Origin of the sequence: Neorhizobium sp. DAR64862/K0K3 (assembly GCF_050500185.1) — a bacterium.
GTDB lineage: Bacteria > Pseudomonadota > Alphaproteobacteria > Rhizobiales > Rhizobiaceae > Neorhizobium > Neorhizobium soli.
Genome location: NZ_CP191449.1, coordinates 3,302,057 through 3,329,034 on the forward strand (window position 1 = coordinate 3,302,057; position 26,978 = coordinate 3,329,034).

Genomic DNA, 26,978 nt, shown 5'->3' on the forward strand with positions numbered 1-26,978 from the left:
GCGGTCGCGTTGGGAAAGCGTGAATGAGGCGGGCTGCTCTTGCCGCTTTACCGGAATGTGGGTCCCAGCCTCTATCGGGAAGTCCGTTCTCGTCTATAACCGATTGATCGCGGTTATCCGGAGCGGGGGGCTCATGACGGTTTTTCTTTGCAATGCCTGTAGCACATCCTATCCCGATCGTGCCGAACCACCCGCATCTTGCCCGATCTGCCTCGACGACCGGCAATATGTCCCGGCTTCCGGCCAGGCGTGGGTTTCCGCTGAAAAGCTTGAGCAGGGGCATGCCAATAGCTGGCTCGAACTCGAGCCTGGCGTCCTTTCCATCCGTACCGTTCCCGCGTTTGCTATCGGCCAGCGGGCGCTTCTGGTGCAGACACCGTCCGGAAACATTCTCTGGGATTGTATCGCGCTCCTCGACGACGCGACGAAGACGCTGGTCAAATCGCTGGGCGGGTTGAGCGCCATCGCGATCTCCCATCCGCACTATTACTCAACCATGCAGGATTGGGCCGAGGCCTTCGATTGCCCGATCTACATCCACGCTTTGGACAGCCAGTGGATCCAGCGTCCGTCCGATCACGTCCGCCTGTGGGACGAGGATGCGCTCGTCCTGTCTTCTTCCGCGACGCTTGTACATGCCGGCGGTCATTTCGCTGGCGGAACCGTGATGCACTGGATAGCGCGGGATGGGACAGGTGTGCTGCTCGCCGGCGATATCGTGCAGGTGACGCCGGGGGCCGACCGGGTTTCCTTCATGTGGAGCTATCCCAACATGATGCCGCTCAGCGCAGCTGAGGTGGCGGATGTCGCGGAACGGCTGGCGGCCTGGCCGTTCGAGCGGATCTACGGAGCCTTCGCCAAACAGGATATCCGCGGCAACGGCCAGGCGATCGTCGCGCGCTCGGCAAAAGACTATATCGCGCGGATTTCAGCCAGCGCAGGTTGACGCTCGTTAATCCATTCCGCGCTGGCTCTGATACCACCCAGCGGGAAGACGTGGATCTGCTCGATCAAGCTTTGCGGGTTGCGGGCCTTGTAGTCGGCGATTTCAGTCAGGAATTCGGTCGGCTCGTAGGGTACCAGGAGTTTGGAGATGTCCATGGCCCGCTTCTGGATGACGCTGATCGACGGGCCGACACCACAGGTGAGGGCGAATTTGATCAGCGTCTGAAGCTTGGTCGGTCCCGCGACGCCGAGATGGATCGGCATGCGGACGCCGGTTGCGGCGATGCGCTCCGCCCACAGGATCACCGGCCGCGAATCGAAGGCGAACTGGGTGACGATGGCAAGCTTCGCATCGGTGCTTTCGGAATAGATCTGCTTGAACTTCAAGGCTTCGTCGACAAGCTTTGTCGTGCCGTCGAGGTCGATATCCCTGTTGCCTTCGGGATGGCCGGCGACATGCAGGCGCTTGAAGTCGTGACGGTCGAAGATGCCGGTCTCGATCAGCTGCAGCGAACTGTTGAGAGCGCCAGCAGGACGCGACAGACCGCCGCCGAGGAGGAGCGCCTGGTCCACACCTGCCTCGTTGTGATATCGGCTTACCCAGTCGTCGAGCATGGCGCGGCTCTCGATGCTGCGGGCCGGAATGTGCGGCATGACCTCGAAGCCATCTTCACGCAGCCGTTTGGCCGTCTTCACCATATCGTCGATCGGTGTGCCATCGATATGGGCGATATAGACCCGGGTGTTTGCGGGAAGCAGCGTCGTGAAGTCGTCGATCTTGGCCGCGGTTCGCGGCATCACCTCGATCGAGTATCCCTCGACCAGGGACTTGAGCAAGGCGGGCTCCGGCGCTTTGTCCTGCTGCCTGCCTCTGAACAAGTTCAACAATGCCATGCCGCTACTCCCACCCTGCCACAATGACGCTCGCCGTTTTCCGGCGAGCTGGCAGAGGTTTCTTCTTGCATGACTTCTGATGCGAGAGATTTCTCTCTGCGTCAACTTCAAGCTCAATTCCGTGATAATGCCGACAGCTGCCGGCATTATCAGTGCATCTTAGGCGTTCAAGCGGCCGAGGCAGCCTTCTTCTTAGCAATACGAGCGCGGATCGATTCGACATCGGCGCGCGGCGTCGCCTTGAACAGGGTCTGGGTGTATTCGTGCTTCGGCGCGGAGAACACCTCTTCGCGGGTGCCGTATTCGACCGCCTCGCCGAAATACATTACCATCACCTCGTCGGCGATGTAGCGCACAACGGAAAGGTCGTGGCTGATAAAGACGTAGGTGAGGTTGAACTCGTCCTGCAGGTCGGCCAGCAGGTTCAGAACCTGTGCCTGAACCGAAAGATCGAGCGCCGAGACGGGTTCGTCGAGAACGAGAAGCTTCGGGTTCATCATCAGCGCACGGGCGATCGCGATGCGCTGGCGCTGGCCGCCGGAGAACATGTGCGGATAGCGGTTGTAGTGTTCAGGACCGAGGCCGACCTTGATCAGCATCTCGGTTGCGCGGTCGCGCCGCTCGGATGCCGGCATCGACGTGTTGATCGCCAGCGGTTCGCCCAGAACGTCGCCTATCTTCTGGCGCGGGTTGAGCGAACCATAGGGGTTCTGGAACACGATCTGCACCTTCTGGCGCATTTCTGATGTCAGGTGGCCCGGACGCGTATCCATCTTCTGGCCGTCGATGATCAGTTCGCCGGCCGTCGGTTCGTCGATGAAGGTGATCATGCGGGCAAGCGTGGACTTGCCGCAGCCGCTTTCGCCGACGATTGCCAGCGTCTTGCCGCGTTCCAGCTTGAAGGAGACGCCCTTGACCGCATGGACGGTCTTTTTCGGCTTCATGAAGCCAGCCGGCAGTTCGTAGTCGCGCTTGATGTCGCGCACTTCCAGCATGATGTCGGTGTTGGTCATATCGGTCATGCATTCACTCCCGAAGGCTGGTCCGGATTGCCGTCGAAAAAGGCGGAGACGGTGGTCAGGCGGTCACCGGTCGCGTTTTCCGGCAGGGCTGCGAGAAGCGCCTTGGTATAGTTGCTCTGCGGGTTCTCAAACAGCGAAAGCACGTCGGCTTCCTCCATCTTGCGGCCCTTGTACTGCACCACGACCCGGTCGGCGGTTTCGGCGACGACGCCCATGTCGTGGGTGATCATGATCAGGCCCATGCCGGTGCGGGTCTGCAGGTCCATGATCAGGTCGAGGATCTGCTTCTGGATGGTGACGTCGAGTGCTGTCGTCGGTTCGTCGGCGATCAGAAGCTTCGGGTCACAGGCGATCGCGATGGCGATCATCACGCGCTGGCACTGGCCGCCCGACATCTGGTGCGGAAAGCTGTTCAGCCGTTCCGCTGGGTCCGGCAAGCCGACCAGCTTGAACAGTTCGATGGCACGGGCGCGGCGGGCTTGTCTGTCGAGGCCGAGATGGATGCGCAGCACTTCCTCGATCTGGAAGCCGACCGTGAAGCAAGGGTTGAGGCTTGCCACCGGCTCCTGGAAGATCATCGCGATATCCTTGCCGATCAGCTTGCGACGATCGGCAGGGCTCAGTTTTTGGAAGTCCTTGCCTTCAAACAGCATGCGGTCGGCGGTGATCTTCGCCGTCCACGGCAGAAGCCCCATGACGGCCAGCATCGAAACGGACTTGCCGGAGCCGCTTTCGCCGACGATGGCGAGAACTTCGCCCTTTTCGACCGTGATCGAAACGCCGTCGACGGCCCGGAACCAGCCGGTCGCGGTTTCGAATTCAACGGTGAGATTGTCGATTTGCAGAAGCGCCATGATCAGGACCTCTTCAGTTTCGGGTCAAGCGCATCGCGCAGGCCGTCGCCCATCAGGTTGATGGCAAGAACGGTGATGAGAATTGCAAGGCCGGGGAAGGTGACAACCCACCAGGCGCGCAGGATGAACTCGCGTGCTTCGGCCAGCATCGTGCCCCATTCAGGCGCCGGCGGCTGTGCGCCCATGCCGAGAAAGCCAAGGGCCGCCGCATCGAGGATCGCGTTCGAGAAGGAGAGCGTCGCCTGGACGATGAGCGGTCCGGTGCAGTTCGGCAGGATGGTGCGAAACATCAGACGGATCGGACCGGCGCCGGCAATGCGGGCAGCGGTGACGTAATCCTTCGTCTTCTCTTCCATGACGGCGGCACGGGTCAGTCGCACGAAATGCGGCTGCAGGGTGAGCGCGATCGCGATCATGCCGTTGGTGAGGCTGGGCCCCAGGATTGCGACCAGAACCAGCGCCAGAAGCAGCGACGGAAACGCCAGGATGATGTCCATTAGGCGCATGATCACCGTATCGATCCAGCCGCGATAGTAGCCCGCGATCAGGCCGACGAGAATGCCGCCGAGCAGCGACAGCGTCGTCACGAACAAGCCGATGAACAGCGAATACTGTGCGCCGTAGATCAGGCGCGAAAGAATGTCGCGACCGACAGGGTCTGTTCCGAGAAGAAAGCTCCAGCTGCCGCCTTCGGCCCATACCGGCGGCCGCAGCACGGCGTCACGATACTGTTCGAACGGTGAATGCGGGGCAATCACCGGAGCGAGGACGGCTACGACGACGAGAGCGATGAAAACGAACAGGCCGATGACGGCACCGCGGTTTTCGGAAAAGTAGAACCAGAACTCCTTGAGCATCTGGCGGCGCATCTGCCCGGTCGTGACGATCTCTGGCGTCTTGGCGGTTATTGCATCTGCCATGGGATTTTTCTCCTTCTTATCTCGGCGGATCAGTGGCGGATACGGGGATTGATGAGGCCGTACATGAGGTCGACGATGAGGTTGACCGTCATGATGATCGCCGCGATCAGAAGCAGGCCACCCTGGATGACCGGGTAGTCGCGACGGAAGACGCTATCGACCATCCACTTGCCGATGCCCGGCCAGGAGAAGATCGTCTCGGTCAGGATCGCGCCCGCAAGCATGACGCCGATCTGCAGGCCGATGGTGGTGATGACCGGGATCATCGCGTTGCGCAGCGCATGCACGCCGACGACGCGGAACGGCGACAGGCCCTTGGCGCGGGCGGTACGCACGTAGTCTTCGGACAGCACTTCCAGCATGGCCGAGCGGGTCTGGCGGGCGATGACGGCAAGCGGGATGGTGGCAAGCACGATCGACGGCAGCGCCAGATGGCTGATGGCCGAGGAGAAGGCACCCTTTTGCCCGGACAGCAGCGAGTCGATCAGCATGAAGCCGGTGACCTGCGGGAAGTAGAACATAAGCGAGATGCGACCCGAAACCGGGAACCACTGCAACGTGCCGGAAAACAGAATGATCAGAAGCAGGCCCCACCAGAAGATCGGCATCGAATAGCCGACCAGCGCGATGCCCATCAGACCCTGGTCAAAGATCGAACCCCGCTTCATGGCGGCGATGACGCCGGCGGGAATGCCGAGCGCAACGGCGATGATCATTGCGCAGATGGACAGCTCGACGGTCGCTGGAAACAGCGCCCAGAACTGGTCGAGGATCGGCTTCTTGGAGACGATCGAGGAGCCGAAGTCACCCGTCAGCACGCCGCCGAGATAATCGAAATACTGGATGACCATCGGGCGGTCCATGCCAAGCTGGGCGCTGATCTGCGCATGCCGCTCGGGCGACATGACGCGCTCGCCGGACAACAGCATGACCGGATCGCCCGGCAGGAGCCGGATGAAGGAAAAGGCGATGATCGAGACCCCGAGGAAGGTCGGGATCAGCACGGCGAGGCGCCGCAGTAGCAAACCAAACATTGTAAGCCTTTGTGGAAGGGGCTCCGGTCGATTTCAAACCGTGTCAAGCCACGAACCGAGCCATTTCGGCGTCGCGCCGCATTTTTGGGCGTCTCATAAGAAAATGCCGCGGGAAACGCAACGCTCCCCGCGGCAAAAAGTTGTGATTAGGCTGGATTACTCAGCGATATCGACGGTCTCGAACGTAAAGTCGCCAAGCGGGCTCTGGGTAAAGCCGGTCACACCCTTTGCCATCGGGACGATAGCAAGCGAGTGATCGAGGGTTGCCCAAGGTGCTTCCTTCTTGAAGACGACCTGCGCCTGCTCATAAAGCTTGGTGCGCTCGGCCATGTCGGACGTGACCTTGGCCTTCTTCACCAGTTCGTCGAACTCCTTGTTGCACCACTGAGCGCGGTTGTTGCCGCCGACGGCGTCACAACCCAGCAGGGTGTCGAGGAAGTTGTCCGGGTCACCGTTGTCGCCGGTCCAGCCGAGCATGGCAGCACCGTCGCGGTCCTTTGCCTTCGAACGCTGCAGGTATTCTGCCCATTCGTAGGAAACGATCTCGACCTTGACGCCGATCTTGGCGAAATCGTCCTGGATGATTTCAGCGGCGCGGCGCGCGTTCAGCATGTAGGGACGCGAAACCGGCATCGCCCAGACCTTCATGGAGAGGTCCTTGACGCCAGCATCGGCCAGCATCTTCTTGGCGGCTTCGAGATCGTATGTGTCGTCCTTGACGGAGTTGTTGTAGGACCACATCGTCGGCGGGATCGGGTTGGTTGCAGGCGTTGCCATGCCCTGGAAGACGGCGTCGACGATCGCGTTCTTGTTGATCGCCTTGTTGAGCGCGATGCGCACTTCCGGCTTGTCGAACGGAGCCTGGGTCGTGTTGTAGGCGAGGTAGGCGATGTTGAGGCCTTCCTGCTCCAGAACCTGAAGGTTCGGGTCCGACTTCATCGACTGGACGTCAGCGGCGTTCGGGAAAGGCATCAGGTGGCATTCGCCGGCCTTGAGCTTCTGGTAACGAACGGCAGCGTCGCTGGTGATCGCGAAGACGAGGTCGTCGATCTTCGGAGCGGTGCCCCAGTAATCGGCGTTCTTCTTGAAGCGGATGATGGCATCCTGCTGGTAGGCGACGAAGGTGAACGGGCCGGTGCCGACCGGGTTCTGGTTGAGCTGTTCCTTCTTGCCGTCCTTGTCGAGGCTGTCTGCGTATTCCTTCGACAGGATCGAAGCGAAAGGCATGGCCAGGTTGGCGAGGAAAGGTGCTTCCGGACGGTTCAGCGTCATCTTCACGGTCAGGTCATCGACCTTTTCGATCGACTTGATCAGCTTCGGGAAGCCCATGCCGTCGGCATATTCCCAGGAAGCGCCGTTGATGTACTTGTTCCAGGCGTTCTTCTCGTCGATCTGACGACCGATGGAGAAGATCACGTCATCGGCATTCAGCGCGCGCGTGGGTGTGAAGAATTCCGTGGTCTGGAACTTCACGTTCGGGCGCAGCTTGAATGTGTAGACGGTGCCGTCGGACGAAATGTCCCAGCTTTCGGCGAGACCGGCTTCCGGCTGCGTCGTGCCAGGCTTGAATTCGAGCAGGCGGTTGTAGATCGGGTGGGCCGAAGCGTCGAACGTCGTGCCGGCGGTGTACATGCCGGGGTCGAAACCTTCCGGCGAACCTTCGGAGCAATACACGAAGGTCTTGGCGTTCGCAGCGCCTGCGAAAATTGTTGCCGACAGCAGGGCTGTGGCAATGGCGAGCTTGTATTTCATATCGGTCTCCCAATGACCTTGAGCCGGCTAACTGCCAGGCTAGGCCGTGTTTTGAATTTGATGATACGCTTACGTGCGCGTCAATCCTGCTTGTGTGTCTCACCTCCTGGTCGCAAATCTTTTGTTTGCTGACCGTATTCTTCAGTCTTCGACGGATCTCCGATACCTTTTCGGCACTCAACCCATGTTTTCTCGAATTGACGACGGATTTCCAAGTATTCGGCTTTCATGAGCATGAACTCACGGCGTCGGCCTTATTTACGCAAAATTGTTATCGTCTTCTGCGGTATCCTTGGTCTTCCTGTGACGTCGGGCGCGAGCATAGCGATTATGATGCACTTGTCGAGATACCAAGTTTCACGCGTTGCGTTGCCGAGCGCGGCATGTTGATTTTTTCAGCCGCGCTTATTTTTTAAGCTGCCGGTCCATTGTCATTGGGCGGGAAACGGTTAGGGTTTGGCGCCTTCAGGACCGAATGCTTGATCGAGGCGCATATTATGACGACCGTAAATTCCAATCTTCCCTACATCTTAACTCTTATCGACCGCAAGACTGAGGTTTTCCGGGAGCTGTCCGACCGCGTCTGGGAGACGCCGGAAACCTGCTACATGGAAACCCTGTCCGCGGCAGCGCATCGGGAAATGCTGGAAACTCAAGGGTTCCGGATCACCGATAACGTGGCCGGCATTCCGACCGCGCTGATCGGCGAGGCTGGGGAAGGTGGACCGGTGATTGCCTTTCTCGGGGAGTTCGACGCTCTTGCCGGGTTGAGCCAGAAGGCGGGCGAAACCGCTTACGATCCGATCACTGCCGGCGCAAACGGCCATGGCTGCGGCCATAATCTTCTCGGTTCCGCCTCGCTTCTTGCCGCAACGGCTCTCAAGGATTGGCTCGAAGCCAACGGAACGCCGGGACGCGTGCGCTATTACGGCTGCCCGGCGGAAGAGGGCGGGGCTGCCAAAGCATTCATGGTGCAGTCCGGCGCGTTTGAAGATGTCGATATCGCCATCAGCTGGCACCCCAGCAATTTCGCAGGCGTCCAGCGCGAGACATCGCTTGCCAACTGCCGTGTCGATTTTACCTTTACCGGGCGTGCGGCGCATGCCGCGGCGGTTCCGGAACTTGGCCGCAGTGCGCTCGATGCCGTCGAGTTGATGAGTGTCGGCGTCAACTATATGCGCGAGCACATGCCATCCGATTGCCGGATCCACTACGCGGTTCTCGACAGCGGCGGCATTTCGCCAAACGTCGTCCAGGCGCATGCCAAGGTTCGCTACGTCATTCGCGCACCCGAATTGCCGGGCCTGCTGCCTCTGATCGAGCGGGTCAAGAAGGTCGCGGAAGGTGCGGCGCTGATGACCGAAACGAAGGTGGAAAGCACGATCCTTGCCGGCGTTTCCAACCTCGTCGTCAACACACCGCTGATGGACGCGATGCAGGATGTCTGGGAAAGCCTCGGCCCGCCGCCTTTTGATGCCGCCGACCAGGAATTTGCGGCCAAGATCCGTGCAACGCTGACGCCGGAGGATATTGCGGCGAGCTGGCGCCAGGAGCGGCTTGACGAACGCGATGTTCCCCTGGCGGATTTCGTGCTTCCGGCGCATGGCGAGCTTCGTCAGATGGGCGGCTCGACCGATGTCGGCGATGTCAGCTGGGTGGTGCCGACCGTTCAGGCCTATGGCGCAACGCTTGCCATCGGAACCCAGCTTCATACCTGGCAGGTCGTCGCGCAAGGCAAGAGCGAGCTTGCCCACAAGGGCATGGTGTCCGTTGCCAAGGCAATGGCCGCCACGGGTCTTGCGGCGCTGGAAAGCGAGCAGCTGCGCGAGGCCGCCTGGGCGGATCTGAGGAAGCGGCTGAAGGGCCAGGCCTATATCAGCCCGATGCCTGCCGGTACCGAGCCGCCGGTCGCCGCAATGACGGTGAAGTGAACATGTAAGCCGTCGTGTCAACTATTTCGAACGGAGAAGTTCTTGGACAGTGTTTTGCGCTGTCCAAGATTGGCGTTTCGCCGTAAGAATGACGCCAAAATCAGTCAGGTGCAGAGGAGGCCCTTCGTGACGGTACAGCCCAATTCCATGGAAGCCCGCGACAAGGCTTATCACATGCACTCCTACACGAACGCCCGCGCTCTGGAGCGCGACGGTGCGCTGGTGATGGAACGCGGCGAAGGCATCTACGTCTACGACAACAACGGCAAGAAATACATCGAAGGCATGTCCGGCCTCTGGAGCGTCGCTGTCGGCTTTGGTGAAAACCGGCTGGTCGAGGCCGCCACGCGGCAGATGAGCAAGCTGCCCTACTACCATACGTTCACATCGCGGGCGAACGGCCCGTCGATCGAGCTTGCCGAAAAGCTGGTGCAGATGGCGCCGGTGCCGATGTCGAAGGCGTTCTTCACGAACTCGGGTTCGGAAGCCAACGATACGGCCATCAAGATGATCTGGTACCGGTCGAACGCCATGGGCAAGCCGGAGAAGAAAAAGATCATCTCCCGGATCAAGGGCTATCACGGCGTGACGGCCGTTTCCGCAAGCCTGACCGGTCTGCCGAACAACCACCGCTCTTTCGATCTTCCGCTGCCCGGCATCTTCCACACATCCTGCCCGCATTACCGCGCCTTCAAGCTCGAGGGCGAGAGCGAGGCTGCCTTCGTCGAACGGTGTGCCAAGGAACTCGAGGACCTGATCCTGCGCGAAGGCCCCGAAACCGTCGCAGCCTTTATCGGCGAGCCGGTGATGGGTGCTGGCGGCGTGATCGTGCCGCCTGCCGGTTATTGGCCGGCCATCCAGGCCATCCTCAAGAAATACGACATCCTGTTCATCGCCGACGAAGTGATTTGCGGCTTTGGCCGCACCGGCAACATGTTCGGGACGCAGACCTTCGATCTGCAGCCGGATTTCATGACGCTGTCGAAGCAGATCTCCTCGTCCTACCAGCCGATCTCGGCGCTTCTCATCAACGAGAACGTCTACGCCCCGATCGCGGACGAATCCGCGAAGATCGGCACGTTCGGACACGGCGTCACCGCCGCCGGCCACCCGGTGGCGGCGGCCGTTGCGCTGGAAAATATCGCGATCATCGAAGAGCGCGATCTGGTCGGAAACGTCCGGGCGCTTGCGCCAAAATTTCAGTCGCGTTTGAAGGAACTCGAAGGTCATCCGCTGGCGATCGAAGCGCGTGGCATCGGTCTCATCGGTGCGCTCGAACTTGCTCCGCGCGAAGGGTTTGCCACCGGTCAGCTCGGCCCGAAACTGTTTTCGATCATGGTCGAGAAGGGGCTGATCAGCCGTGCGATCGGCGACTCGCTGGCGCTTTGCCCACCTCTCATCATCAACGAGTCTCAGCTGGATGTGCTGTTCGACACATTCGAAGCGTCGCTCGACGTGCTGAAAAAGCAGCTCGACGCCTGATGTCATCAGGAGCCGGGCTAACCTTTGTCCGGCTCCGATTGCCCAAAGCGATGGGGCGCATATATTCGCCTCATGCTTGACCTCTTCCATACCTACTGGCCGCACATCCTGTTCGTCTTTTCGCTCGTTGCCGGCACGGCGGCCGCGATCCACGCGGCCATGACGAAGGAAGAGGTGCGCTCGGCGATTGGCTGGGTCGGCATCATCGTCCTGTCGCCCATCATCGGCGCGTCGCTCTATATGCTTGCCGGCGTCAATCGCATCCGCCGAACGGTCATCAGTGACCGCCGCGCGCTGCTGCAGGGCCGCGAGTGGGCGCATTTTGCCTCCTACGACGCGACAGATGCACTGATCATCAAGGATTTTGGTCACCGGTTCCGCGCGATGAAGACGCTGGGAGACCGGGTTACTTCCCATCACCTCACATCCGGAAATTCCATTCTTTCGCTGGATACCGGCGACGCCGCCTATGCCGCCATGCTGGGTGCGATCCGCAAGGCGAAGAAGAGCGTCATTCTGGAAACCTACATCTTCGATCGGGACAGGATCGGACGTCAGTTTGTCGAGGCCCTGACCGCGGCGGTAAAGCGTGGTGTGGAAGTGCGTGTGCTGATCGATGCGGTCGGCGCCCGCTACTCGGTTCCAAGCGTACTCGGCATGCTGCGCGATGGCGGCGTCGGGGTCAGCGTCTTCAACGGCAACGTCATTGTCGGCTTGCGGCTGCCTTACGCAAACCTTCGAACCCACCGCAAGATCCTGGTCGTGGATGGCCGCGTCGCGTTTACCGGCGGCATCAACATTCGCGAAAGTTTCTCGAGCGAATTCAATGGCGATGGGTTTTCGCTCGATACGCATTTCAAGGTTACCGGGCCATTGGTGGCCGACCTTTTTGCCGTTGCCGCCGCCGACTGGCAGTTCACCACGGGCGAGACATTGGAAGATGAGGCATGGGAGCTTGTCGCGCCCGCGGCGGAACCCGGCAAGGCGGTCATTGCCCGGGTCGTTTCGACCGGACCGGACCGTAGCGTCGAGACCAACCACAAGATGCTGATGGGCGCATTTTCCGTCGCCCGGTCATCGATCCGCATCGTGTCGCCCTATTTTCTGCCGGACCGGGAGCTGATTACCGCGCTGGTTACGGCGGCAAGGCGCGGTGTGCGGGTTGATATCGTCGTGCCCGGCGCGAACAACCTGACGCTTGTCGATCGTGCGATGACGGCGCAGTTCGACCAGATGCTGAAGAACTACTGCCGTATCTGGCGGGCAAGCGGCGCCTTCAATCATTCCAAGCTTCTGACCGTCGACAGCCGCTGGTCCTACGTGGGGTCTTCCAATCTCGATCCGCGTTCGCTGCGGCTGAATTTCGAGGTGGATCTGGAAGTGCTGGACGAGGCTTTTGCGCGAACTTTGGAACGAAGGATAGACTTGATGATTTCCTCTTCGACCGAGGTGACGCTTCACAGCCTGAGATCACGGCCGTTTCCCGTTCGCCTGATCGAGAAAGTTCTTTGGTTGGGATCGCCCTATCTTTAAACCGGCAAGACCGAAGCGCGATATCATGCATCAGAAACGTCCCAACCTTCCGGCCAGCATCCTGGCATCGATCAAGGCCCGCAAGAACCGCGGCGAAGGCGTTCATTCCGTGCATGACAGAGACAGCGGCATGCTGATCGCCTCCTACAACGTGCACAAATGCGTCGGCATCGACCGCAAGTTCGATCCGGCCCGTATCGCTCACGTGATCCGCGAAATCGGCGCGGACGTGATTGCTCTCCAGGAAGCCGACAGCCGGTTTGGCGAACGTCGCGGCCTACTCGATCTCGGCTGGATGGAGCGTGAAACGGGGCTGCTTCCGGTGCCGATCTCCGGCGTCGCCAAGGCGCATGGCTGGCACGGCAATGTGATCTTTTTCCGCGAAGGTCTCGTCCGCGACGTGCATCAGGTCAAACTGCCGGGGCTGGAGCCGCGCGGGGCACTAATCACCGAACTCGAGATGAAGGATGGCAGCACACTTCGCGTGATTGCGGCACATCTTGGTCTTCTCAACCGGTCGCGTCAGCAGCAGGCGCGCATGCTGCTCGAGATCATCGGCTCCCGCGACGAGCATCCGACAGTGCTGATGGGCGATCTCAACGAGTGGCGGCTGGGTGACCGCTCGGCGCTCAACACACTCGCTACCGTATTCGGCCTGCCGCCGGCGGTTCCAAGCTTTCCGTCGCGCCTGCCGGTGCTGGCACTCGATCGGATCATGGCGAACCGGCCGGGCCTGATTGAGAGGGTCGTGACCCATGACACGCCGCTTGCGCGGCTCGCGTCCGACCATCTTCCAATCAAGACGGTGGTGAAACTCGGTTCAACGGCTGAAGGATAGCGGCACTTGTCGGCCGTCGGCATCTTTACGCCTGCAGCATCGGCGAATAGGTTCGGGGTCTCGCCTGTTCGTCCCCAAGGATTTCCCGATGACCGATATTGCTATGATCGAAGCCGCGCGCGGCCGTCTTTCCGGCCATGCCCGCCGCACGCCGCTTCTGTCCTCGTCATTTCTGGATGACATCGCCGGGCGGCGCATCTTCGTGAAACCCGAATGCCTGCAGCAGACCGGCTCGTTCAAGTTCCGTGGCGCGTGGTCGGCAATTTCGTATCTTCCGGCGGACGTTCGCGCGAAGGGCGTTATCGCCTTTTCGTCCGGGAACCATGCGCAGGGCGTGGCGCTGGCGGCCAGGATGCATGGCATTCCGGCCGTCATCATCATGCCCGCCGATGCGCCGCGCATCAAAATTGAAAACACGCGGGCCTACGGCGCCGAAGTGGTGCTCTACGATCGCGCCAGCGAGGATCGTGACGAGATCGGCCGGCAGCTTTCGAGCGAAAGAGGCCTGACCCTCATCAAGCCATTCGACGAACCGCTTGTCATCGCCGGGCAGGGGACGGCAGGTCTGGAAATCGCCGAACAGGCTGCGGAAGAGGGGATCACGCAGGCCAGTGTTCTGGTGCCGACCGGCGGGGGCGGCTTCATATCCGGGATTTCGCTGGCGCTCGAAGCACGTGCACCGGGCTTTACCGTGCATCCCTGCGAACCCGAAGGCTTTGACGACGTGACCCGTTCGCTTGCGAGCGGAACGATCCAGAAGAACGCCACACAATCAGGTTCGCTCTGCGACGCGATCGTCACGCCGCAGCCTGGCACGATTACCTTTCCGATCATGTCGCGTCTCTGCGGCCCGGGCATAGTGGTGACGGAAGATGAAGCGCTGCATGCGGTGGCGCTTGCCTTCAACCGTCTGAAGATCGTCGTTGAACCGGGCGGCGCGGTTGCGCTGGCGGCGGCGCTTTTCCATGGCGAGAGCCTTGGCGAGACGGTGATTGCGGTCTGCTCAGGCGGCAATATCGACCCGGACGTGTTCCGCCTGGCGCTCGACAGGTTTGCCGCCTGAGGTCTCGTTTTAGGCCGCAGGCATAATAAACCGTTAACCGGCACGTTGGGGCGTTAAGAAAAAAGTATTTTCCAAGGAACGTGGTGCTCAGGAGAAAGTTATCTCTATCAGCTTGGTAGAGTTAAGCTAAACTACATGGGAAGAGACACAAAACCGGGAGGTTCGCATGCAGCCGATCCAGCATCATACTCGGGCATTCCCTCACCGCGCCCCGGGCGTCGTCAGCAGGTGGCAGTGGGTAGCATATGCAGGCCTTGTGACTGCCGCCTTCGTGTTCATCGGGGCAGTCACGCTCGGTATTCTCGCCTGACACGTATCCGAAATTCAAGGTTTCAATAGCAACGAAGCCTTCCGATCCGCGCCCGGATCGGAAGGCTTACTGTTTCAGCCCTGTGTCGTCGGCAGATAGGCTTCTGCCAGTTCCACCCAGAAATTTGTCCCGATCGGCAAGGCGTCGTCGTTAAAGTCGAATTTCGGATGATGGAGCGGGGGATCGTTCTTGGTTCTTGCGGTGCCTAAGAAGAAATAGGTGCCTGGCCTCTCTGCAAGGAAATAACCGAAGTCCTCGGCGCCCATCATCGGCCGTTCGATTTCGGCAAGGTTTTCCGGGCCGACAACCTTCTTCGCCAGGTCCCTGACAAAGTCCGTCTCCGCTTTGTGGTTGACGGTCGCGTCGTAGCCGCGGGTATATTCGATTGTCGCTGTCATGCCGTAGCTTGCCGCCTGGCCAACTGCTACACCGCGGATCCGTTCCTCCAGCTTGTCTCGCACGGCAGGGTCGAAGGACCGGATGGTGATAACCATTTCTGCCCGCTCCGGAATGACATTGCTGGCGATGCCGGCGTTGAACGCGCCGACCGTGACGACGGCCGGATCGAGTGGATGGATGTTGCGGGAAACGACAGTCTGCAGCGCCATGATGATGCTGGCGCCGGCGACGATCGGGTCTGCGGCATCCTGCGGTTCGGCACCATGACCGCCCCGGCCATTGACGACGATACGGCATTCGTCGACCGCCGCCATGATAGGCCCTTCTTTGACGAAGATCTTGCCGAAGGGCAGGCTCGGGTCATTGTGCAGGCCGAAGACGGCGTCGCAGGGAAAGCGATCGAACAGTCCGTCCTCCATCATCAGCCTGGCGCCGCCGAAATTTTCTTCGGCCGGCTGGAAGATCAGATTGAGTTTGCCGTCGAAGTTTTTGCGCTGTGCGAGTATCTTTGCGGCACCCAGAAGCATGGCGGTATGGCCATCGTGACCGCAGGCATGCATGACGCCCTTGTTGAGGCTTGCATAGTCCGCGCCGGTTTCTTCCTCGATCGGAAGCGCGTCGATATCGGCGCGAATGCCGACCGATCGATCGCTCGATCCGTTCTTCAGGGTCGCAACGATGCCGGTCTTGCCGAGGCCGCGGGTGACGGCGTAACCGAATTCCTCAAGCTTTGCCGCGATATAGTCCGAAGTGGTGAATTCCGAGAGGCCAAGTTCGGGATGCTGATGCAGAAAGCGGCGGGTTGCCACAACTTCGCTCATGTCGTTGGTAAACTTGATCGTCATCGTTCCATCACCCTATCTGCCTGCAAACGCGTCCAAGCTGCTCACTCGTATCGTTCACGTTTAGCAGTGCCATCATCGTTCAGGCAAATGAACAGCCTCGCATTCAGCATTTATTCAGGCTGTTGGCCCTAGAGCCGACAATGTCTTACTGCGTGAGCAGATGCGATAGCGATTGATCCACGATTTGCAATATAAGGATCGCTCTCTATCTCATGCTTCGCATCTTAGTTCGTGAAACGAAATTCATTCAGAAGTTCATCCATGTCCCCTGATATTCAGCCTTCGGCTTCTACCCGCGAAACGGAAAGCAAGCAGATCGATCATAACGATTCGATCCGCGCGACGTATTTTACGGCTGATGATCTTCGGCAATGTGGAGAAACGCTGGGTCGGCAAGGTGCAGCCGATCTGCCGGGCTTCATGAAATTCGAGTTTTTCACGCGCCACGCGGAAAACGAGAAGGAAATTCTCAGGGTCTATCGCGCCGCCGCGCAGGATGTCGATGCGGGTGCTTCAATCACGCCTGCCGCGGAATGGCTGCTCGACAACTATTACATCGTCGAGGAAGCGATCCAGGAAGTCCGCCGCGACTTCCCGAAGAAATTCTTCAAGCAGTTGCCGACCACCAAGATCGGCAGCCAGGAAATCCCGCGCGTTCTCTCGCTGGCATGGCTTTATGTGGCGCACACCCACAGCAGCATCTCGCGCGAAACGCTGGCCGAGATGGTCGAGGGTTACCAGACCGACGAGCCGCTGGAGATCGGCGAACTCTGGGCGCTGCCATCGTTCATCCGCTTCGTTCTCATTGAGAACCTGCGTCGTATCGCCAGCCGCGTTGATCGCTCGCGCAACATGCGCCGCCGCGCCAACGATGCCGCCGACGAGATCATTCGTCTGAACGACGAGACTGCCGGTGCCGAGCTCCTGAAGAGCCTCGAAGGCCTCACCGACGACAACACGTTTACCAGCCAGTTCCTCTATCGCCTGCGCAATGCCTCGCAGAATTCCGGCTTTGCCATCGAATGGCTGGAGAAGCGGCTGGTCGCGTCCGGCAAGGCTGTCGAAACCGTGATGCAGGCGGAACAGAGCCGCTTGTCGTCCGGCAACGTGACGATGGGCAACATCATCAAGAGCCTGCGCCTGATCGACGATACGGAGTGGAGCGTCTGGTTCGAAGAGGTCTCGCAGATCGACAAGATCTTCCGCGAGCACACGGATTACGAAGCGCTCGATTTCGGCTCGCGCAATGCCTTCCGCAGCCGCATCGAAAAGATCGCCCGCGTTTCCAAGCGCAGCGAAGCCGAGGTGACCCAGGCTGCCGTTGATCTTGCGATCGCGGCTAGGGCGCAAAATCCGGACGAGCGCGAAACCAATGTCGGCGCCTTCATCGTCGGGCGCCGCCGCAAGGAGCTGGAGACGGCCGTCGGCTACCAGCCGCCGCTTCTGCAGCGGGCTGTGCGCGCCTACCGCAAGCTCGGCTGGTTCGCCATCGGCGGCCCAGTCATGCTTCTCACCTTTCTGGCGCTCGCCGTTACCGGCTATTTCCTCGTGGCGGCTGCCATTCCGCTGGTGGTCGTCTTCTTCCTGCTTCTGATGTTCGCGCTGCCCGCGTCGGAAGGCGCGACCGGTCTGTTCAATACGGTCGTGACCTATTTCGTCAAACCGGCCCGGCTTGTCGGATACGAATACAAGGAAGGCATTCCCGAGGAGGCGCGCACGCTGGTCGTGGTGCCCTGCCTGATCGCCGACCGGGATACGGTCGATGAACTCGTCCGCAATCTCGAAGTCCATTATCTGGCCAACCCCAAGGGCGAGATCTATTTTGCCCTCCTCAGCGACTGGCGCGATGCCAAGTTCGAGGAACAGGAAGCTGATCTTGAAATCCTCGAATATGCCAAGCGCGAGATTGCAGCGCTGAACACCCGCTACATGGAAGAGGCGGGGACGCGCTTTTACCTCCTGCACCGCCGCCGCCTGTTCAACCCGAACGAAGGCGCCTGGATGGGTTGGGAGCGCAAGCGTGGCAAGCTGCACGAACTCAATCTTCTGCTCCGCGGCGATCGTGACACGACCTATCTCCAGGGCGCCAACATGGTGCCGGAGAATGTCCAGTATGTCATGACGCTCGATGCCGACACCCGCCTGATCCGCGATGCGGTGACCAAGCTGGTCGGCAAAATGCATCACCCGATCAACCGTCCCGTCATCGATCCTGATACGCACCAGGTCGTGCGCGGCTACGGTCTGATGCAGCCGCGCGTGACGCCGTCATTGACGACCGGCAAGGAAGCCTCTGTCTTCCAGCGCGTGTTTTCGGTCGGCCGCGGTCTCGATCCCTATGTCTTTGCGGTCTCCGATGTCTATCAGGACCTGACGGCCGAAGGCTCGTTCACGGGCAAGGGCCTCTATCACGTCGACGCGTTCGAGACGTCCCTCAAGGGCCGTATCGAAGAAAACGCCGTTCTCTCGCACGACCTTCTCGAAGGCTCGTTCTCGCGCTGCGCGCTCATCACCGATGTCGAGCTGGTCGAGGATTTCCCGGTTCGCTACGAGGTCGAGGTCTCGCGCCAGCATCGCTGGGCGCGTGGCGACTGGCAGCTCCTGCCTTACATTCTTGAAGCCAAGCGGGGCGTCAGCGCCCTTGGCCGCTGGAAGATGCTCGATAACCTGCGCCGGTCGCTCACCCCGATCGCATGGTTCTTCGCCTCCATTCTCGGCTGGTACTTCATGGATCCGCTCGGTGCGCTGATCTGGCAGATCCTGCTGATCTTCTCGCTGTTCGTGGCGCCCACCATCTCGCTTCTCACCAACCTTCTGCCGCGCTCCAGCGACAATGTCACGAGCGCCCATTTCTATTCGGTCTGGTCGGATGTGCGCTCCACCAATGCGCAGGTCGCACTGCGCATCGTGTTCATCGCCGATTCTGCCTGCATCATGACTGATGCGATCGCCCGCTCGCTCTACCGCCTGCTCGTCAGCCGCAAGCTGATGCTGGAATGGAAGACAGCCGCCTCGATCCAGTCGGGCGCCCAGGGCAGCCCTACCGATTACTACCGTGCCATGTGGCATGCTCCGGCGATTGCCGTTCTCTCGGTGATCCTCGCGGCCCTTCCGGGCGACAACGCGTTCCTGGTCGGCATTCCGTTCGCCATCCTGTGGATCTTCTCGCCGCTGGTTGCTTGGTATGTCAGCCAGTCCGCTGAAACCGAAGACAAGCTGTTCGTGCCTGAAAACGTCTCGGTCGAGCTGCGCAAGATCGCGCGGCGGACCTGGCGCTATTTCGAAACCTTTGTCACGGCGGAGCAAAACTACCTGCCGCCTGACAACTACCAGGAAAAGCCCAATCCCTCGATCGCCAAGCGGACGTCGCCGACCAATATCGGCGTCTACCTTCTGTCGATCGTCTCGGCGCGGCATTTCGGCTGGATCTCGTTTACCGAAACGATCGAACGGATCGAGCAGACGCTTGCGACCGTCGAGCGCGCGGACAAGTTCCGCGGCCACATGTACAACTGGTATCACACCGATACCCTGAAGCCTCTGATGCCGCGCTATGTGTCGTCGGTCGATAGCGGCAATTTCGCTGGCCACCTGATCGCCATCTCGTCGGCCTGCCGTGTCTGGGCGGAAGCGCCTTCTGCGCATCTGCAGGGCAATCTCGATGGTCTCGGCGATGTCGTCGGCATTCTCGAAGAAACGCTGAAGTCGCTGCCGGACGATCGCAAGACCGTCCGTCCGCTGCGGCGCCGTCTTGAGGAGCGTATCATCGGCTTCTCCAACGCGCTTGCCGCCGTCAAGCGCGAGCACGAGTTCGCCTCGATCCGCATCATCAACCTGTCGGTGCTTGCCCGCGACATCCAGAAGCTGTCGCACAATCTCGATCATGAGGTGCGTTCCGCGCAAAGCGAGGAAGTGACCAAGTGGGCAGCGTCGCTGGTTGCCGTCTGCGAAGCGCATATCGGCGACAGCACATTCGACAATGGCAATATCGAGGAACTGCGCGACCGTCTCGCCGTGTTGCGTGATCGTGCCCGCAAGATCGCCTTCGGGATGGACTTCAAGTTCCTGTTCCGCAAGGACCGCCGCCTTCTGTCGATCGGCTACCGGGTCGAAAGCAACGAGGTCGACGAGGCCTGCTACGACCTTCTCGCGTCCGAAGCGCGTCTCACCAGCCTGTTCGGGATTGCCAAGGGTGATCTGCCCACCGAGCACTGGTACAAGCTTGGCCGTCACGTCGTGCCGATCGGCGCGCGCGGTGCGCTCGTCTCCTGGTCGGGTTCGATGTTCGAATACCTGATGCCGCCGCTCGTCATGCAGGAGCGTCAAGGCGGTATCCTCAACCAGACCAACAATCTGATCGTCAAGGAACAGATGAACCACGGCCGCCGTCTCGGCACGCCATGGGGCATTTCGGAAGCCGCGTTCAACGCGCTCGATCATCAGATGCACTATCAGTACACCAACTTCGGTGTGCCGACGCTGGGTCTGAAGCGCGGTCTCGGCCAGAATGCCGTTATCGCACCCTATGCCTCGATCCTCGCCAGCCAGTACGATCCGATCGCGGCCGTCGAAAACCTCAACGAGTTGCGCAAGCTCGGCGCACTCGGCATCTACGGTTTCCACGATGCGGTCGACTTCACGCCGACCCGCGTGCCGGAAGGCAAGCGTTGCGCGGTCGTCTACAACTACTATGCCCACCACCATGGCATGTCGATCGCAGCCGTTGCCAACGTCGTCATGAACGGTTTGCTGCGCGAACTCTTCCACGCCGATCCTGTGATCGAAGCGGCGGAACTGCTTCTGCAGGAAAAGGCACCGCGCGACATTCCAGTGATGAGCGCCAAGCACGAGGAAAAGCCAGGTACCGGCGGCGGCGAGCTGCTGCGTCCGGAAATCCGCACCGTCACCAACCCGGCCACCAAGGACCGCGAACTGGTTCTGCTCTCCAACGGCCATTACTCGCTGATGCTGACGGCGACCGGTTCCGGCTATTCGCGCTGGAACAACCTTTCGGTTTCCCGCTGGAAGGCGGATCCGACCGAAGACCGCTGGGGCCAGTTCATCTTCCTGCGCGACACGACATCCGGCGAGTGGTGGTCCACCACGGCCGAACCACGCCGCGCCGAAGGCGAGCAGACCAAGACGGTGTTCGGTGACGAAAAGGCCGAATTCCACAAGACGGTCGGCGAGCTGACCAGCACGGTCGAAGTTATTGTCGGCACCGAACACGATGCCGAGGGACGTCGCGTGACGTTGCTCAACATGGGCGACGAGGACCGCTTCATCGAAGTGACCTCCTACATGGAGCCTGTGATTGCCGGCGACGATGGCGACAGTGGCCATCCCGTGTTCTCGCGCATGTTTATCCGCACCGAGATCGGCAAGCGTGGCGACGTCATCCGCGCCTGGCGCAACAAGCGCGACCTCAGCGATCCCGACATGATCGTGGCACACCTTGCCGCCGACAATGCCGGGTCTTCGCGACCGACCGAATACGAGACCGACCGTCGCAAGTTCCTCGGCCGGGGTCGCACGCTGTCGGAAGCAGCCGCTTTCGATCCGGGTGCGTCGCTGTCCAACACCGACGGCTTCACGCTCGATCCGATCCTATCGCTGCGCCGCACGGTTCGTGTGCCCGCGGGCAAGAAGGTCAGCGTTATCTTCTGGACGATCGCCGCGCCACGGCGCGAGGATCTCGACAAGGCGATCGAACATTATCGTCATGCCGAAACCTTCCAGAACGAACTGACCCAGGCCTGGACCCGCACGCAGGTGCAGATGCGCCATCTCGGCGTTACCTCGCAGGATGCCGCGGCCTTCCAGCATCTCGCCCGCTATCTGGTCTATCCGGACATGCAGCTTCGGGCCGATCAGCCGACGCTGAAGGCCGGCATGCAGGCACAGTCGGGGCTGTGGCCGTCGACGGTGTCCGGCGACCTGCCGATCTTCACGCTGCGCATCAATGACGAAAACGACATGCCGGTTGCCAAGGAAGCTATCCTTGCCCAGCAGTACCTGCGCTCGCGCGGCGTTGTGTCTGATCTCGTCATCTTCAACGAGCGGGCAACCGAGGGTGCCCAGGAAGTACAGACGTCGATCGAACACATGTCTGCCCGCATGGGTCAGGAAGGTGGACGCCAGCACGTCTTCACGCTGCGCCGCGACCTGATCGAAGGTGCCGGCGCCGATGGTCTGATTGCCGCGTCCCGCGTCGTGCTTCATGCGCGCAACGGCCGCATCAGCGATCAGTTGAACCGGACCAGCACGATCTTCGCCCCGCCGAAGGATCAGGAGATCGAGGTTGATCGCCGTCCGCTGCTAAATGGCGAGATCTATTCCGCTCCCGTCGAGACCAGCGAAGGTCCGGCCGGAGTTGAGTTCTGGAACGGTTTTGGCGGCTTCTCCGCAGATGGCAGCGAATATGTCGTGCGCCTCAACGGTGGTCAGTCGACGCCGCATCCGTGGATCAACGTCATCTCTAACGACAATTTCGGCTTCCACGTTTCCGCGGAAGGCGCAGGCTTTACCTGGGCGCAGAACTCGCGCGACTACCAGATGACGCCGTGGACCAACGATCTCGTCATCAACCGTCCCGGCGAAGGCTTCTACGTGGCCGATATCGACAAGGGCACCGTGGTCACGCCGTTCGCGGCTCTGTCGCGTCGTCCAGAAACCGTGTTCGAAACCCGTCACGGCCTCGGCTATTCGGTGTTCTCGACCGAGGAAGATGGCGTCAAGCTGTCGCTGACCCAGACGGTGGACCGCAACCGGTCCGCAAAGCTTTCGCATATGAAGCTTCGCAACACCGGTTCGGAAACGAAGAAGCTGCGCATCTACGGCTATGTCGAATGGCTGCTGGGCACCAATCCTGCCAAGACCTCGCCATTCATCCTGTCCAGCCGTGACGAGGCGACGGGCACGCTGTTTGCGACCAACCCGTTCAGCATCAACTTCTCGCGCTTTGCCTTCCTCGGCATGCACGAGACACCGTCGGGCTTTACGGCAAGCCGTCGGGAGTTTGTCGGCAAGTTCGGTTCGGTTCAGTTGCCGGCAGCGGTCGTTTCCGGTTCAAGCCTCAGCGGCTCGCTCGATCTCGACGGCGACCCGTGCGGAGCACTTGCCTACGACGTCGAACTGGCGCCGGGCGAAGAGACCGAGGTCACCTTCTTCCTCGGCGATGCTGCAACGAAGCAGGAGGCGGAAAGCCTTGCACTGGCGCTTCGCGGCGACCGGTTCGAGGATATCCTTTCGGAGAACCGCAGCTTCTGGAGCGGTTTCACCGGCCGCCTGAAGATCTCGACGCCGGACAAGTCGCTCGACAACATGGTTAATCACTGGCTGCCCTATCAGGCACTCGGTTGCCGCATCATGGCCCGTACCGCCTTCTACCAGGCATCGGGTGCCTTCGGCTTCCGCGACCAGTTGCAGGATACGCTCGCGTTCCTGCTGCACGAGCCGTCGCTTGCCCGCAAGCAGATCCTCAATGCGGCGTCGCGGCAGTTCCGCGAAGGCGATGTCATGCACTGGTGGCTTCCCAACACCGGCGCCGGTGTTCGCACGACGATCTCCGACGACGTGGTGTGGCTTGCCTACGCGATCCACCAGTATGTGTCGGTGACCGGCGATCTGTCGATGCTCGATGAGAAGCTGCCGTTCCTCACCGGACCGATGCTGGAAAAAAACAAGCACGACGCCTTTATCCAGCCGGAGATCTCCAACGAGGTAGCCGATCTGTATGAACACGCAGCACGCGCGCTCGATCTCGCTGTTGAGCGGACCGGAGACCTGGATCTTCCGCTCATTCTCGGTGGCGACTGGAACGACGGGATGAACCGTGTCGGCATGGCCGGTCGTGGTCAGAGCGTCTGGCTCGGTTGGTTCCTGGCGGCTGCGCTTCGAAACTTCCTGCCCTATGCGGAAGCCCGCAAGGATCGTTCGCGTGCCGATCGCTGGAGCAAGCATATCGATACGCTGAAGGCTGCGCTGGAATCGGATGGCTGGGACGGGGCGTATTACCGCCGCGGTTATTTCGACGACGGTTCTCCGCTCGGCTCGGCCAAGAGCGACGAATGCCGCATCGATTCGCTCGGCCAGTCCTGGAGTGTGCTGTCTGGCGAAGGCAGGCCGGATCGTTCCGAGCAGGCTATGAACGCGGTCATGGACAAGCTCGTGGACGAGGATGCGGGTATCATCCGCCTCTTCACCCCGCCGTTCCAGGACACGCGCAGGGATCCGGGCTACATCAAGGCCTACCCACCCGGTGTGCGTGAAAACGGTGGCCAGTATACCCATGGTGCAATCTGGGTCGTGCTCGCGCTCGCCCGGCTGAAGCGCGGCGACGATGCCTGGAAGTGCTTCCAGATGCTCAACCCGATCAACCATGCGCTTGACCGGAATGCCGCCGAAACCTACCGCGTCGAACCTTACGTGGTTGCAGCCGACGTCTACGGTGCCGGCGACTATCAGAGCCGCGGCGGCTGGACCTGGTATACGGGTTCCGCCGGCTGGCTCTACCGCGCCGCGGTCGAAGGCATTCTCGGCATTCGTCGTGCCGGCGACACGCTGTATGTCGATCCGGTCCTGCCAAGCGGCTGGGATGGCTTTACCGCCGAACTTACCCTCGATGGCGTCACCCACGAGATTGTGGTCAAGGACGGCAAGGCGTCGATCGGTGGCGTCGCTGTCGATCCGGTCAACGGCTTGAACCTTGCGGCGCCAGCGACCAGCGCATTGCCGGCTCCGCCCGCAGAAAGCTGATCCCACCGGACGTCGAACGTCCTGATGGTATCCCAAACAGAAACCCCGCTTCCAGCAATGGCAGCGGGGTTTTTTGTTGGTTTGTGCCCGGTGAGGAGACGTGTCGGCCGATCCGGGGGAGGGGCGATGTCCTGCTCTGATGTCCACGTATCGTGCCAGCCGATCGGGATGCCGCTCACAATGCGCGGCATGGATCCCGGCAGGAACAGGTCGGGACCCAACCCGCGCGCCGCTCACGCGCTTTGTATGGCAAGCACTTGCAAAGCCGCGTAGGCAGAAGCTCACGCGAAAAAGCGGTGCTCCCGCATTACCTCACAAAAAACCCCCGCCTCCATTTCTGGAGGCGAGGAGTCTGATGTTCGATCGGTATAAGTGGTCGAGAGCTTAGGCGTGCTCGGCGGGTACCGGGAGCTTGTGGCCTTCCTCGTCCTCGTCGATGACGATGCCGCTGGCGGTGAGGAGCGACGTAAAGCGGCCGCCGCTGCGGCTCAGCTGGTCGTAGGTGCCCATTTCGGCAATCCGCCCACCCTCGAGGAAGATGACCTTGTTGGCGTCGCGGATGGTGGAGAGCCGGTGCGCGATGATGAACGTGGTGCGGTTCTGACGCAGCTTGTCGATCGCCGCCTTCACGCGCTGTTCCGTCTCCACATCAAGCGCCGAGGTTGCTTCGTCGAGAACGAGGATCGGTGCGTTTTTGAGGATCGCACGGGCGATGGCGATACGCTGGCGCTCGCCGCCCGACAGGCGGTTGCCACGCTCGCCGACCGTCGTGTCGTAGCCATTGAGACGCGTTTCGATGAATTCAGCCGCGGCTGCGGCTTCTGCCGCCCGGACGATGTCTTCCCGCGTTGCACCTTCTCGTCCCAGCTGGATGTTGTCGCTGATCGAGCGGTTGAGCAGGCCCGCGTCTTGGAACACGGTCGCGATGGAATGGCGCAGTGACTTGCGGGTGATGGTGCCGATATCGACGCCGTCGATCAGAATCTTGCCCTGCTGCGGATCATAGACCCGCTGCAGGAGATTGATCAGCGTCGTCTTGCCGGCACCGGTCGGGCCGACGATCGCAATCGTTTCCCCCGCTTGCGCGATGAACGATACGTCGTGAACGCCCTGGCTCGTGTTGGAGAAGCCGAAGGAGACGTCGCGGAACTCCACTTCGCCCCGGACCGTATCTCCCAGATCGCGTGCATCCGTCGGTTCGGCGCGCTCCTCGACGGAATCTTCCAGAACGAAGAAATCCTCGAGCTTGGCGCGGGCTTCGAAAATCTGGGTTGCGAACTGGCGCAGAAGATCGAGGCGGCCGATCAAAAGGTTGGCGAAGCCGATAAAGGCGACGACGTCACCAACGCGGATCTTGCCCTGTTGCACCAGCATAGTGCCGATCACAAGGATCACGCCCATCGAGACCGTCGACGCCGTGCGGTTGAGGCCGCCGGCCAGCGCCCACCAGTCCAGCACCGGATACTGCGCCTTCAGCAGATCCTTGGTGTAGTTCTTGAGGGCTGAAGTTTCGGCTTCGATGCGGTTGTAGCTGTGAATCACAGAGACGTTGCTGATCGAATCGCTGACATGACTGAAAACCTGGTGGTAATGGGTTTCGACCGCGGCCTGGCCTTCCTTCGTGCGCTTCATCACGGCAACGCCAATGATCCAGTAGAAGATGCTGAGGATCAGAAGCACGATGCTGAGGCGCCAGTCCATCGAGATGGCGGTCGGGATCAGCAGCAGGATTGCAACGGCGGTCGCGAGATGGGTTCGCATAAATTCCAGCCACAGACCGAACAGGCTTTCGGAGGCACGCAGCAGCGTGTGCAGGGCGTTCGACGTGCCGCGCTGGTGGTGCCAGGACAGCGGCATGGAAATGATGCGTCCGAAGGCTTCCGTCAGCAGCGAAGCGCGGCGCCCGTGGGCCAGACGGTCGGCCTCGCGTGCAACGAGCACGAATGCGACGGTATTGAAGACCCCGAAGCCCGCCCACAGAAGCAGAACGTTGGTGACGTCACTCTTGGAGGAGATCGCGTCGATGATTCGACCGAACAGGATCGGTTCGGCAATCGTGATGATGGCCAGAATAATGTTGGCGACGACGACCGCGGCGACCCGCCATCGGTTCTTCGTCAGATATTGCAAAGCTCGGGCGTAAACTTGGAAGAGCGTCAACGGGCGCAACTCCTATTGAAGTGCAGGCATGAAACGATTGGCAGCATAGTTATGGCAAGGACAGGGCGAATCCGAGACGAACCTAGCCGGTGAACTTCTTTTCCGAAAATAATCCAGTGAGAGCAAGGGTTCGCCCGTAGTTAGGTTACCGATGCGGTATGCTGATGCCGATCCTGATCGCTGCGTCAATCACAAGATTTCGGCATGTACGTGGTATAAATGATAACTATGTTAAGCGG

At 60.7% G+C, this 26,978-nt stretch carries 15 protein-coding genes; 7 read left to right on the forward strand and 8 right to left on the reverse strand.

Annotated features, from left to right (window positions below):
- Positions 1-133 precede the first annotated feature (133 nt).
- Complete coding sequence (locus ACQY1L_RS15970; protein WP_430241726.1) at positions 134-946, forward strand: MBL fold metallo-hydrolase; 813 nt, start codon at positions 134-136, stop codon at positions 944-946.
- On the opposite strand, the gene ACQY1L_RS15975 is transcribed toward ACQY1L_RS15970, so the two are convergent.
- The 6 genes from ACQY1L_RS15975 to ACQY1L_RS16000 form a co-directional block, all read right to left on the reverse strand.
- On the reverse strand, positions 913-1,839 hold the full coding sequence (locus ACQY1L_RS15975) for a methylenetetrahydrofolate reductase (protein WP_430241728.1): 927 nt from the start codon (positions 1,837-1,839) through the stop codon (positions 913-915). The genes ACQY1L_RS15970 and ACQY1L_RS15975 overlap by 34 nt on opposite strands.
- A gap of 167 nt (positions 1,840-2,006) precedes the next feature.
- Positions 2,007-2,852: a dipeptide ABC transporter ATP-binding protein gene (locus ACQY1L_RS15980; protein WP_062462611.1), complete on the reverse strand. Its 846-nt coding sequence runs from the start codon at positions 2,850-2,852 to the stop codon at positions 2,007-2,009.
- Between the two features lie 5 nt (positions 2,853-2,857).
- Positions 2,858-3,715 (reverse strand): ABC transporter ATP-binding protein, encoded by an 858-nt coding sequence (locus ACQY1L_RS15985; protein WP_082471963.1) that lies wholly within the window; start codon positions 3,713-3,715, stop codon positions 2,858-2,860.
- A 2-nt stretch (positions 3,716-3,717) separates the two neighbouring features.
- Positions 3,718-4,635 carry an ABC transporter permease subunit gene (locus ACQY1L_RS15990; RefSeq protein ID WP_062462138.1) on the reverse strand — a complete coding sequence of 306 codons (918 nt, stop codon included), beginning with the start codon at positions 4,633-4,635 and terminating at the stop codon, positions 3,718-3,720.
- 29 nt (positions 4,636-4,664) lie between these two features.
- Positions 4,665-5,669, reverse strand: coding sequence for an ABC transporter permease subunit (locus tag ACQY1L_RS15995; RefSeq protein WP_062462141.1), 1,005 nt, complete (start codon positions 5,667-5,669; stop codon positions 4,665-4,667).
- A 156-nt stretch (positions 5,670-5,825) separates the two neighbouring features.
- Complete coding sequence (locus tag ACQY1L_RS16000; RefSeq protein WP_430241731.1) at positions 5,826-7,421, reverse strand: ABC transporter substrate-binding protein; 1,596 nt, start codon at positions 7,419-7,421, stop codon at positions 5,826-5,828.
- 497 nt (positions 7,422-7,918) lie between these two features.
- Here ACQY1L_RS16000 and ACQY1L_RS16005 point away from each other — a divergent pair, with 497 nt between their 5' ends.
- From ACQY1L_RS16005 to ACQY1L_RS16025, 5 genes are all read left to right on the forward strand, one after another.
- Positions 7,919-9,352, forward strand: coding sequence for a M20 family metallopeptidase (locus ACQY1L_RS16005; protein WP_430241733.1), 1,434 nt, complete (start codon positions 7,919-7,921; stop codon positions 9,350-9,352).
- A 126-nt stretch (positions 9,353-9,478) separates the two neighbouring features.
- A complete protein-coding gene (locus ACQY1L_RS16010) occupies positions 9,479-10,834 on the forward strand; it encodes an aspartate aminotransferase family protein (protein WP_092659196.1) in 1,356 nt (451 codons plus the stop codon).
- A gap of 72 nt (positions 10,835-10,906) precedes the next feature.
- Positions 10,907-12,367: a phospholipase D-like domain-containing protein gene (locus ACQY1L_RS16015; protein WP_174197195.1), complete on the forward strand. Its 1,461-nt coding sequence runs from the start codon at positions 10,907-10,909 to the stop codon at positions 12,365-12,367.
- 25 nt (positions 12,368-12,392) lie between these two features.
- Entirely contained in the window at positions 12,393-13,205 is an 813-nt protein-coding gene (locus ACQY1L_RS16020; RefSeq protein ID WP_062462152.1) for an endonuclease/exonuclease/phosphatase family protein, read from the forward strand.
- A gap of 88 nt (positions 13,206-13,293) precedes the next feature.
- Positions 13,294-14,268, forward strand: coding sequence for a threonine ammonia-lyase (locus tag ACQY1L_RS16025; RefSeq protein WP_113111672.1), 975 nt, complete (start codon positions 13,294-13,296; stop codon positions 14,266-14,268).
- Between the two features lie 384 nt (positions 14,269-14,652).
- On the opposite strand, the gene ACQY1L_RS16030 is transcribed toward ACQY1L_RS16025, so the two are convergent.
- Positions 14,653-15,822: a M20 aminoacylase family protein gene (locus tag ACQY1L_RS16030; RefSeq protein ID WP_430241736.1), complete on the reverse strand. Its 1,170-nt coding sequence runs from the start codon at positions 15,820-15,822 to the stop codon at positions 14,653-14,655.
- A 261-nt stretch (positions 15,823-16,083) separates the two neighbouring features.
- Here ACQY1L_RS16030 and ACQY1L_RS16035 point away from each other — a divergent pair, with 261 nt between their 5' ends.
- Complete coding sequence (locus ACQY1L_RS16035) at positions 16,084-24,579, forward strand: GH36-type glycosyl hydrolase domain-containing protein (protein ID WP_430241738.1); 8,496 nt, start codon at positions 16,084-16,086, stop codon at positions 24,577-24,579.
- Between the two features lie 384 nt (positions 24,580-24,963).
- Here the strand turns inward: ACQY1L_RS16035 and ACQY1L_RS16040 are convergent, their stop codons facing one another.
- Positions 24,964-26,739 carry a glucan ABC transporter ATP-binding protein/ permease gene (locus tag ACQY1L_RS16040; protein WP_062581549.1) on the reverse strand — a complete coding sequence of 592 codons (1,776 nt, stop codon included), beginning with the start codon at positions 26,737-26,739 and terminating at the stop codon, positions 24,964-24,966.
- Positions 26,740-26,978: the final 239 nt, after the last annotated feature.